The sequence below is a fragment of the Methylobacterium sp. D48H genome, from assembly GCF_053345715.1.
The window spans coordinates 119,069-129,578 of the sequence record NZ_JBKFAP010000016.1; the positions used below are offsets into that span (position 1 = coordinate 119,069).

10 protein-coding genes and 1 pseudogene are annotated in these 10,510 nt (G+C 72.9%); 6 read left to right on the plus strand and 5 right to left on the minus strand.

Translation table 11 applies throughout. The annotated features are described in order from the left end of the window. Window positions 1–3: 3 nt before the first annotated feature. A complete protein-coding gene (locus ACLBX8_RS22280; RefSeq protein ID WP_020095264.1) occupies window positions 4–150 on the minus strand; it encodes a hypothetical protein in 147 nt (48 codons plus the stop codon). Window positions 151–360: 210 nt separating this feature from the next. Between ACLBX8_RS22280 and bchO the strand changes: the two genes are divergently transcribed. The 5 genes from bchO (at window position 361) to ACLBX8_RS22305 (ending at window position 5,797) form a co-directional block, all read left to right on the plus strand. Beyond that, window positions 361–1,269, plus strand: coding sequence for an alpha/beta fold hydrolase BchO (gene bchO, locus ACLBX8_RS22285; protein WP_091926015.1), 909 nt, complete (start codon window positions 361–363; stop codon window positions 1,267–1,269). A gap of 83 nt (window positions 1,270–1,352) precedes the next feature. Beyond that, window positions 1,353–2,138, plus strand: a complete 786-nt coding sequence (locus ACLBX8_RS22290) for a gamma-glutamyl-gamma-aminobutyrate hydrolase family protein (protein ID WP_447700690.1) — start codon at window positions 1,353–1,355, stop codon at window positions 2,136–2,138. A 295-nt stretch (window positions 2,139–2,433) separates the two neighbouring features. Further along, the gene (gene gntA, locus ACLBX8_RS22295) at window positions 2,434–3,186 is read left to right on the plus strand and encodes a guanitoxin biosynthesis heme-dependent pre-guanitoxin N-hydroxylase GntA (RefSeq protein WP_447683210.1); all 753 of its coding nucleotides are present in this window, start codon (window positions 2,434–2,436) and stop codon (window positions 3,184–3,186) included. A 41-nt stretch (window positions 3,187–3,227) separates the two neighbouring features. Continuing rightward, window positions 3,228–3,839 carry a DUF1989 domain-containing protein gene (locus tag ACLBX8_RS22300; RefSeq protein WP_447683211.1) on the plus strand — a complete coding sequence of 204 codons (612 nt, stop codon included), beginning with the start codon at window positions 3,228–3,230 and terminating at the stop codon, window positions 3,837–3,839. 218 nt (window positions 3,840–4,057) lie between these two features. After that, window positions 4,058–5,797, plus strand: coding sequence for a methyl-accepting chemotaxis protein (locus ACLBX8_RS22305; RefSeq protein WP_447700692.1), 1,740 nt, complete (start codon window positions 4,058–4,060; stop codon window positions 5,795–5,797). 37 nt (window positions 5,798–5,834) lie between these two features. On the opposite strand, the gene ACLBX8_RS22310 is transcribed toward ACLBX8_RS22305, so the two are convergent. The 4 genes from ACLBX8_RS22310 to ACLBX8_RS22325 all read right to left on the minus strand — a co-directional run bounded on the left by ACLBX8_RS22310 (window position 5,835) and on the right by ACLBX8_RS22325 (window position 9,949). Continuing rightward, on the minus strand, window positions 5,835–6,923 hold the full coding sequence (locus ACLBX8_RS22310) for a phytanoyl-CoA dioxygenase family protein (RefSeq protein WP_043713080.1): 1,089 nt from the start codon (window positions 6,921–6,923) through the stop codon (window positions 5,835–5,837). A 150-nt stretch (window positions 6,924–7,073) separates the two neighbouring features. Beyond that, window positions 7,074–8,327: a cytochrome P450 gene (locus tag ACLBX8_RS22315; RefSeq protein WP_447715756.1), complete on the minus strand. Its 1,254-nt coding sequence runs from the start codon at window positions 8,325–8,327 to the stop codon at window positions 7,074–7,076. Between the two features lie 105 nt (window positions 8,328–8,432). After that, window positions 8,433–9,704, minus strand: coding sequence for an NAD(P)/FAD-dependent oxidoreductase (locus tag ACLBX8_RS22320; RefSeq protein ID WP_447715757.1), 1,272 nt, complete (start codon window positions 9,702–9,704; stop codon window positions 8,433–8,435). Then, entirely contained in the window at window positions 9,704–9,949 is a 246-nt protein-coding gene (locus ACLBX8_RS22325) for a ferredoxin (RefSeq protein ID WP_020095273.1), read from the minus strand. The genes ACLBX8_RS22320 and ACLBX8_RS22325 overlap by 1 nt, the downstream gene beginning before the upstream one ends. Window positions 9,950–10,219: 270 nt before the next feature. Between ACLBX8_RS22325 and ACLBX8_RS22330 the strand changes: the two are divergent. After that, window positions 10,220–10,510, plus strand: a pseudogene (locus ACLBX8_RS22330) (hypothetical protein); the annotation flags it as partial.

The following is a 10,510-nucleotide window of genomic DNA, read 5'->3' on the forward strand; positions in this document are numbered from 1 at the left end:
GTGTCAGAGGTCGCCGCCGATGCCGCTGTCGGCGAGGCGCTGGTGGTGGGCGAGCCAGGAGCTCAGCATCTCGCGGACGATGGCCTTGAGGCTCCAGCCGCCGGAGACCGGAGCGGCGATGTTCTGGGTCGAGGAGGTGAAGAGGATCATGACCTTCTCCGGAGTTGGTGGACGCGTCTTGTTCTTGCTCGCCCGAGATATGCCGTTGCTGTTGCAGCGCAGCAATCGGTCTCCGCTCACCGGTGGCATGCGGCCGCCGCATAGGATTGTTCAGTGTTACGAAATACTTCCGGCCATGAACGATAGCGCCGCCGTCGCCCCTGGATCGTCCGGCCATGCCGCAGTGCAGGATACGCGCGCATGCTGACCGGCTTCGACGCGGACCGGCCCGACTGGGCCGTGGAGGGCCGGGACTGGCCCCATCGGGAGGCCAGCCGCTTCGTGGAGGCGGCCGGCCTCCGCTGGCACGTCCAGGAATACGGGTCTCCGGACGCCCCGACGCTGCTGCTCCTGCACGGGACCGGGGCGGCCACGCATTCGTGGCGCGGGCTGGCGCCGCTCCTCGCGCGCGACTTCTCCGTGATCGCCCCGGACCTGCCGGGCCACGGCTTCACGGACCCGCTGCCCGACGCCGACCTGTCGCTGCCCGGCATGGCCCGGGCCGTGGCGGGCCTCGTTGCGGCACTCGGCCGGCCGCCGGTCCTGGCGGCCGGCCACTCGGCCGGCGCCGCCGTCCTCGCGCGGATGTGCCTCGACGGCGCCATCGCGCCCCGGCTGCTGGCGGCCTTCAACGGCGCTCTCGCGCCGCTGCCGGGGGCGGCGAACCTGCTGTTCCCCAGCATGGCACGCCTCCTGTTCCTCAACCCCTTCACCCCCCGGATCTTCGCCTGGACGGCGGACCGGTCCGCGGCCAAGCGCCTGATCGAGGGGACCGGCTCGCGCCTCGACCCGGAGGGGGTCGACCTCTACCGGCGGCTCTTCGCCCGGGCCGGCCATGTCCGCGGGGCGCTGGGCATGATGGCGAACTGGGATCTCGCCGGGCTGCACCGGGCGCTGCCCGGCCTCGCCACCCGGACCCTGCTGATCGTCGGCGGCGACGACAAGGCCATCCTGCCGGACACCGCCTTCGCCCTGCGCGACCGCATGCCCGACGCCCGCGTCCGCCTGATCCGGGGGCTGGGCCACCTCGCCCACGAGGAGGCGCCGGAGCGCGTGGCCGAGGTGCTCCGCGCCGAGGCTTCGGACGCGGGCGTTCTGTCGCCGCCGTGAGCCGGACGGGACTGGCGCCGGCCTTGCGTGGGTCGTAGAGCCTGCCGCGGCGGGCAGGGCAGGATCGAGGAGCGGCCGGAACGATGGCGAGACCCGTGATCGGCGTCATCGGCAACGCGCGCCTGATCGACAGCCGCTTCCCGGCGCAGATCGTCGGCGAGAACAACATGCGGGCGGTCGCCGCGGTGGCCGGCGCCCTGCCGCTGATGTTCGCCGCCGTCCCGGCGGTCACCGACCTCGGCGACCTCCTCGACACCGTGGACGGCGTCCTGCTCACGGGGGGCCGCGCCAACGTCCACCCGGCGCGCTTCAACACCGAGCCCTGCGCGGCGCACGAGCCCTACGACGAGGATCGCGACGCCGTGGCGCTGCCCCTGATCGAGGCCTGCGTGGCGGGGGGCGTGCCGCTGTTCGGCATCTGCCGCGGCTTCCAGGAGATGAACGTCGCCTTCGGGGGCAGCCTGCACCCGGAGATCCGCGATCTGCCGGGCCGGCTCAACCACCGCATGCCGCGCCTCGCGAACGGCGAGATCCACCCGGACCTGGAATTGATCTTCGCCGACCGTCACGAGGTCCGGCTGACGCCCGGGGGCGCCTTCGCCCGCCTCCTGGAGCGCGAGACGATCCGGGTGAACTCCCTGCACGGCCAGGGCATCCTGGAGCCGGGCGGCCGGATCGTGATCGAGGGCCTCGCCGAGGATGACACGGTCGAGGCGATCCGCGTCCGCGACGCGGCGGGCTTCGCGCTGGGCGTCCAGTGGCACGCCGAGCACGATCCGGCGACCAACCCGATCAACCGCACGCTGTTCGAGGCCTTCGGGGCCGCGGCGGCGGCGCGGCACCGGGCGCGGCGGGCCGGCCGGGGATGAGCCGCTCGCGCGCTGGGACGGCCCAGTGCAGAGGCCGCGCGCGGCAGCACAGCGCCGGCACACCGCCGGCACAGGGAGTCTTTTCAGCCTTAACCTATGTTTATTCGCTGGCGCTGATCCACGGAATATTGGCCGTCCACCCGCACAGATCTTGGCCACACGCGACCGGATTCACCTTATCCCCCGGACGACCTGTCGCAGGACGGAACAGTGGCCTCCCGGTGGTGTTCCCGGAGTCCCGAACAGCGGCCGCCTCGCGTGGAGGCCGACCGCGCAGAGACCGGGCAGGCCCTGCATGCATCTCCCCCGCGACGACCGAGAGCACCCCCGTGCCGAGGCCTTCCGCGACTTCATCCGGAACCCGCCCTTCCCCTGCGTGGGCGCCAAGTCGGCCCTGTCCCGCGGGCGGATGCGGATCGTGGTGGCCCGGGACATCACCTCGGGCTGGGACGACATGCGGATCTACCCGGCGCTGCTCGCCTTCGTGGCGCAGTACCGGGCGCAGCCCGACCTGTTCCAGAGCTTCGCGGTCGTGTTCGAGGGGCCGGGCGACCTCTCGGAGGAGGCGTTCGAGCACAACCTCTGGGCGCGCGCGCAATCCCTGACCGACAAGGACGCCTGGCTCGGCCAGCCCCACGACGCCCGCGTGGCCGAGGATCCCGACAACCCCCACTTCTCCCTGAGCTTCGGCGGCGAGGCGTTCTTCGTCGTCGGGCTGCACCCGCAGGCGAGCCGGCCGGCGCGGCGCTTCTCGTCGCCGGTCCTGGTCTTCAACCTGCACGCGCAGTTCGAGCGGTTGCGGGCGGAGGGACGCTACGAGAAGCTGCGCGCCGCGATCCTGGAGCGCGACGAGGCCCTCGCCGGCAGCGTGAACCCGATGCTGGCGCGCCACGGCGAGGCCTCGGAGGCGCGCCAGTACAGCGGCCGCGCGGTCGACGCGGACTGGCGCTGCCCGATGAAGGGCCGGCCGGCGCCGGTCCCGGAGGCCCGGGACTGGAGCCCGCCGGCCCTGCCCTTCGATTGCGGGCTGCCGGGCAGCGGCGCCTGAGCCGGTCGGATCCGGTCCCCAGTACGGAGCGAGCCACCCCCATGTGCCAACCCACCCTGTGCCAGGCCGACGTGCAGACGATCGCGCCGCGCTCCGGCGTCGCCTTCACCCTCGACCGGGGCCAGCGCCTCACGGTGATCGACCCGTGCGGGGAGCAGGTGGCCGACCTCCTCGCCTTCAACCGCCACGATACGGGAGAGGTGATCTCGTCGGGCCGGACCCTCGACTACGCCAGCCGGATCTACCTCACCACCGGCGACCCGCTCTACTCGAACCGCTCGAAGATCCTGCTGCGGATCCTCGAGGATACGGTCGGCCGGCACGATTTCCTGCTGACGCCGTGCTCGGCCGACACGTTCCGCATCATCTACGGCGACGCGAACCCGCATCGCGGCTGCTTCGGCAACCTCGCGGCGGCGCTCGCACCCTACGGCATCGCGCCGGACGCGATCCCGGTGGCGTTCAACTGCTTCATGAACGTGCCGGTCGACGGCGCGACCGGGGCGCTCACCGTGGCGCCGCCCCTCAGCCGGGCGGGGGACCGGATCGTGTTCGTGGCCGAGACCGACCTGATCATCGGGCTCACCGCCTGCTCGGCCCTGCAGTCGAACAACGGCAGCTTCAAGCCGATCCACTACAGCGTGAGCGCCTAGCTGCGGCCCCTCAAAGGCCCCGGCCCGATCCCGATATTAATCCATGTAAAGCTATAGACTGTATCGCATTCAATGACTTGACATCGATATTCGCCCACTGACTGCCGGCGAACGGCCGCAGGTCTTTGCGATTTACTAACCCGAATGCACGAGGTTGAGCCCGTACGGCGCCCACGGCGAGTCCCCGCCGGCCGCAGGCCCCCTGTTCCGGTGCTCGGATGACCCCCACGCAGACCAGCCGCCCGCCCGCCGACCGTGCCGCGCCGTGGCAGCGCCTCGCCGATCTCCGGCTTCGCCACAAGCTCGCGGCCGTGATGGCCCTGGTGCTCCTGGCCATCGGCGCCCTCAGCGCCCTGAGCTTCCTCGACATGCGCGGCTCGGCGCTCGAGGACCGCGCGCTGATGACCAAGCGCCTGACCGAGGTCGCGCAGAGCCTGCTCGTCCACTACGAGGCGCAGGCCCGGACAGGCCAGATGCCCGTCGCCGACGCGCAGAAGGCCGCGCTCGCGGCGATCACCGCCCTGCGCTTCGGCAGCGAGGACTACTTCTTCGTCCTCGACGACCGGGGCCACCTGATCGCCAACGCCTTCAACGCCAAGAACGTCGGCAAGCAGGTGGTGGACCAGACCGACGTCCCCGGCGGCAAGCGCTACTTCGCCGAGATGGTCGAGACCGCCAAGCGCGACGGCTCCGGCTTCGTCGACTACATGAAGCCGCGCCCCGGCGGGTCCGTGCCGGTGGAGAAGGTCGCGAGCGTGCAGATGTTCAAGCCGTGGGGCTGGATCGTCGCCACCGGCCTGTACCGGGACGACGTCCACGCGGCCGTGCGCGACCGCGCCGTCACCATCGGCCTCTGGTCCGCCGGCCTCGCCCTGCCGATCCTGGCGCTGCTCCTGCTCGTGGGCAACAGCCTGTCCCGCCCGATCACCCGGCTGACCGCGGCGATGCGCGGCCTCGCGGACGGCGACCTCGCGGTGACGGTCGCCGATCAGCGCCGCGGCGACGAGGTCGGCGCCATGGCGCGCGCCGTCCAGGTGTTCAAGGACGCCCTGATCGCCAAGCGCGCCGCCGACGCGGCCGCCGTCGCGGAGAACGACGCGAAGATGCGTCGCGCCCAGATGCTCGACACGGTCACCGCCCGGTTCGACGCGCAGGTCAGCGCGCTGACGCAGGGCCTGTCGGCGGCAGCGGTGGAGATGGAGGCCACGGCCCGGGAGATGACGCGCACCGCCGCGCGGACCACCGACCAGTCGGTGCGCGTCGCCGCGACCTCCGAGCAGACCTCCAGCAACGTGCAGACCGTGGCGGCGGCCAGCGAGGAGATGGCCGCCTCGATCAACGAGATCGCGTCCCGCGTCGCCCAGTCTTCCGCGATGGCCGACCGGGCCGGCACGGACGTGGCCCAGACCAACGCCCTGATGCAGGTGCTCGCCCGCGGCACGGACCAGATCAGCGAGGTGATGGGCCTGATCGCCGGGATCGCCGGGCAGACCAACCTGCTGGCCCTCAACGCCACCATCGAGGCCGCGCGCGCCGGCGAGGCCGGCAAGGGCTTCGCCGTGGTGGCGGGCGAGGTGAAGGCGCTGGCCTCGCAGACGGCCCGGGCGACCGAGACCATCGCGACGCAGATCGCCGCCATCCAGAACGAGACCCGCCAGGCGGTCGAGTCGATGCGGACGATCGGCGGCACGATCGACGAGATGCGCACGGTGGCGCTCAGCGTGGCCGCCGCCATGGAGGAGCAGGGCGCGGCGACGAGCGAGATCGTCCGCAACGTCACCCAGGCGGCGCAGGGCACCCAGGCGGTGAGCACCGACATCGCCGACGTCCGGCAAGCGGCCCGCGAGACCGGCGCGGCCTCCGACCAGGTGCTCAGCGCCGCGCAGGAGCTGGCCCGCTACTCGACGAGCCTCGGCCAGGAGGTCACGACCTTCCTGGCCGCCGTGAAGGCCGCCTGAGGGCGGGGTCGCCGGACCGCCCGGCGACCCCGCACCCTTACAGGCTGATCCGCTCGCGCACCGCGATGTCGGGGCTCGACGCGCCGCAGGTCGGCAGGCTCTCGACGGGGCCGTGCACCGCCGAGGTGGTCGCCGAGAGGTCGTGGTAGCAGATGCAGCCTTCCGCGAAGTAGTGGTGCACCAGGGCCTTGCGGGAGCGCTGCATGTCGGCCCGCGCGGAACCGCCGTGCAGCAGGTTCGCGTGCCAGAACAGCACGTCGCCCTTGCGCGCCGTGAAGTAGGCCGGCGTCGCCCCGTGCTCCCGGATCTCCTGCTTGATCGCCGGTTCGTAGCGCTCGGAATAGGCACCGTAGCCGCGCTCGCGGAACTCGTCCGTGGTGATGCCGACGTCGTGGCTGAACAGGTACGGCAGGCGGTGGGTGCCGGGATAGTAGACCAGCGGCCCCGCATCCGCGTGGATGTCCTCCATGGCGACCCAGCAGGCGGCCAGGTAGCCGAGCGGGTAGGTCGTCATGTGGATCGAGTCCGAGTGCTCGGATTGCTGGCTGCCCTTGTGGGACGCGATGGTCTGGAACGGGATCGCGGGGCGGCCCAGCACCATGCTGCTGAAGTTCATCAGCACGGGGTGCTTCAGCAGCCGGTCGATCGCCTCGACCTTCAGGTGCGGGTTGAGGTAGCGGCCCGGATGGGGATCGTCCGGCGCCGCCTTCTCGGGGGCGAGGGTCAGGTCGCCGCCGGCGATCGCGGCCTCGTAGGCGGCCCAGACCTCGTCGATCGTGTCGGGATCGATCGCGCCGCGCAGGACGTAGTAGCCGTGCTCCACCCAGGACCGGCAGATCTCGGCCTGCCGGGGCGTGATCTCCCGGCGCGCGACGCGGCGCGCGACGATGTCGAGGGCGTCGGGCTGGTCGAGCCAGGGGCTCGGCCCGGATTCCGGGAAGCTCTCGGCCCGGAACACCTTGATGCAGCCGATATCGACCGGGATGTCGGCGTCGACCGTGTGGGACGGCGCGGGCGGCAGGTGGGGCGCGAGGGGCGGGACGTCGTCGCGCCCGAGGGCGAGGTTGCGCACCGTGGTCCCCACCGTGCGCGCCAGCGATGCAGCGCGCGCAAACCCCTGAGCCATCGTCTCAACCCGCCGGTTCCGTCTCCAGCGTAACCAGGCCGGACGATCGCGACTTTAGCGAGGCAAACAACTTTACGGCGACGGACTTTCGTCTTCGTCGCGTCGGCGGTCTCATCGATGCTCGGGTTGGCCGTCCGGTCCGCCCGCGGCTCAGGCGATCCCGTCGATCGCCACCCGCAGGTGCTCCGGGCCGCGCAGGGCGGCGCCCGGCCGGTAGGGTGGCGGATCCTCGACCAGGCGCGGCGCCTTCAGCCGGCGGGCGAGGGCGGTGAGCGCCGCCTCGGCCTCGAACCGGGCCAGCGGCGCGCCCACGCAGTAGTGCAGGCCGCCGCCGAAGCCGAGATGGCGGATCCCGCAGCGGTCCGGGTCGAACCGGTCGGGGTCGGGGAAGACGGCCGCGTCGCGGTTGCCGGAGGCCAGCAGCAGCACGAGATCGGCCCCCTCGGGGATCGTGACCCCGGCGATGTCGATGGGCGACAGCGTCCGCCGCGTCCGGAACTGCACCGGCGGCTCGTAGCGGAGGAGCTCCTCGATCAGTCGCGGGGCCCGGAGCGGGTCCTGCCGCAGGCGCTCCAGCTCGTCCGGATGCCGCAGCAGGGTCAGCAGGCCGTTGGTGATCAGGTTCACGGTGGTCTCGTGCCCGGCGACCAGCATCAGGATCGAGGTGGCGATCAGGTCGTAATCGCCCATCTTCACGCCGGCCGGGGTGGCGTGGTTGGCGAGGCCCGACAGCATGTCGTCCTGCGGGTGCCTGCGCTTCTCCCTGATCAGGTCGCCCATGTAGCCGCCGATCGCGTCGAAGGTCCGGCTGTTCGCGGCGCGGATCTCGGGGTCGGACAGGCTGTCGGGCTCCAGCGCGGTGGCGAGCTGCGTCGCCCAGCCGTGGAATTTCGGCTCGTCCTCCCGGGGCACGCCGAACAGCTCGCAGATCACCGTCACGGGCAGCGGGTAGGCGAGGTCGTCGACCGCGTCGATCTCCCGGGCACCGCACTTCTCGTTGAGCAGGTCGGCCACCAGCCGGTCGGAGCGGGCGCGCATCGCCTGGACGCGCTCGCGGGAGAACTGGTGCATCACCGCCGAGCGCAGGGCGTCGTGGTCCGGCGGGTCGCGGAAGATGAAGACCCGGTGCCGGTCCATCATCCAGTCCTTGAGCGGCTTGACGATCAGGTCGGTGAGGGGATTGCCGGTGCGCGGTCGGTCGGCCGGGGGCAGGGTCTCGGAGCTGACCCGCGGGTCCTGCAGCAGGCGCGCGATGGTGCCGTGGGTCGCCGCCACCCAGGTGCCCGCCTCGGTGCCGTCGTCCTGACGCGAGACGGGATTCTCCCGCAGCTTCGCGTAGACCGGATAGGGATTCGGCCGGTTGGCGAAGTCCTTGACCTGGTCGAGGAGGGTGGCGTCGGGCATGCGGTCTCCTTCACGCATCGACCCGGATGGCGGCCGCCGGCCTTCGGGAAAGATGCTGCAACGACAAAGGCTTCGCCCGATGGGCCGGTTCCGTTTCCCGACGCGTTACGGAAAGCCCGGCTCGTGGACCGTGACGCGCTTCGGCCGGTCGGTCGCGGCGTCCCCGGGCGGGAACGGCGCGCGAGCCTCCACGAGCTCGGCATGGGCCGGCAGCCAGCGGGCGGAATCCACCGCGACCGCCGCGATGCAGCGCCCGTCGCGGCCGTAGGTGGCGACGAAGCGGCCGGCCGCCGGATCGCCCTGCGTGATCGCCACCGCGTCGGCGCCCTCGGTCAGGCCGACGGATTTCACCACGAGGTCGCCCTGCGTCGACCAGAAGGTCGGCAGGGCGCCGTAAGGGACTTCAGGCTCCGCGCCGGCGAGGAGCCGGCCGGCATGGACGCCCTGCGCCGCCGCGTGGCTCCAGTGCTCCAGGGCGACGCGCCGGCCGTCGTAGAGGGGGTGGGGAAAGCGCGCCACGTCGCCGGCGGCAGCGATGCGCGGGTCGGGCCGGCCCTCGGTATCGAGGACGTGGCCGCGCGCGTCGCAATCGACCCCGCCCGGATCCGCCGACAGGCCGGACCCGTCGAGCCACTCGGTGTTGCGCACGGCCCCCAGGGCGATGACGGCGACGTCGGCCGCGAGGCTGCTGCCGTCGACCAAGTGGGCGCGCACCAGCCGGCCGTCCCGACCCTCCAGCCACTCGACCTCGCGGCCGCAGCGCAGCGCGACCCCGTGGCCCTCGTGGATCGCGCCGATGAACGCCCCGACGGTGCTGCCGAGGATGCGGGCCAGCGGCGTCGGGCCGGGCTCGACCAGGGTGACCGGCAGGTCGAGCTGCCGGCACAGGCTCGCGACCTCGCAGCCGATGAAGCCGGCGCCGATCACCAGCACGTGGTTGGGGCCGGCGGCCAGCGCCCGCCGCAGGGCGGCGGCGTCCTCCCGCCCGCGCAGGGTGAAGACGCCGGCGAGGCGGCCCTCGTGCGGGTTCGCCCAGGGCCGGGCGCGGGTGCCGGTGGCGATGAGCAGGCGGTCGTAGGGGAGGATCCGCCCGTCCGCGAGGCCGACCGTGCGCGCCTGCCGGTCGAGGCGCCGCGCCGCGCTGCCGAGATGCCACTCCGCCGCGAGGGCGCCGACCCCCGGCAGGGTCGTGGCCTCCGCGGGAATCGCGCCGGTGAGGACGTGCTTCGAGAGCGGCGGCCGGTCGTAGGGCCGGTGCGGCTCGTCGCCGACGATCGTCAGCGGGCCGGAGAAGCCCGCTTCGCGCAGGGCCTCGGCCCCGCGCAGGGCCGCGAGGCCGGCGCCGACGATCAGGACGCGCTCGGAATCGCGCGCCATCAGGCGCCCCGCTCCGGATCCTCGACCCGGATCGCCTGGACCGGGCAGGCGACGCGCGCCCGCTCGATGTCGTCCCGGTCCCGCGCGGCGGGGGCGGGATCGTAGAACAGGGCCTCGTGCCCCTCGATGCGGAAGTGCCGCGGCGCCGCGTAGCAGCACTGGGCATAGGCCTGGCACAGGTTGAGATCGACGCTCACCCGCAGGCCGGGCGGGGGGCCGGAGGACGCATCGGCAGGGGCGGACATGGCGGGGCAACCGCGCGCGGCGCCGCGGGTTCCGCGGGCTCTCGTCGCGGGGCACGTCGCGGGGGACGGCGCGGGGCACGTCGCGCGCCGTCCCCCGCGACCGGTCGTCGGACGGCTCGGCCGCGTCCGGCGCCGAGCGTCATCCGTATTAAACGTGTTTCGGCGATCCTGGTGGAAATGCAGCGACGCGATTCCCCTGCGCAGCGGTTCGATCTATTGTCGCGCTGCTCCGCGGATCTGTCCGAAACCCCGCGATGACAGGAGGGCGCCATGCCGCACGGTGCGCGAACGAGCCTCGCCGCCCTCATGCTGGTCCTCGGGATCGGCGGCGCCTCCGCCGAATCCGTCGCCACGACATGGACGGACCCGCCGGCCCACAAGGCCGGGTCTCCGAAGGCGCCGGCCACGGACACGAAGGCCGCCGCACCGGCGCCGTCCGCGTCGGCCCCCACCGCGACCCCCGCCGCCGCGACCGAGACCCGGCCGGCCACCGCCCGGCGGAAGGCCGTGGCGGTGCGGCGCGCGCCGGAGCGGAAGGCCGCCCGCGCGGCGGTGGCGCCC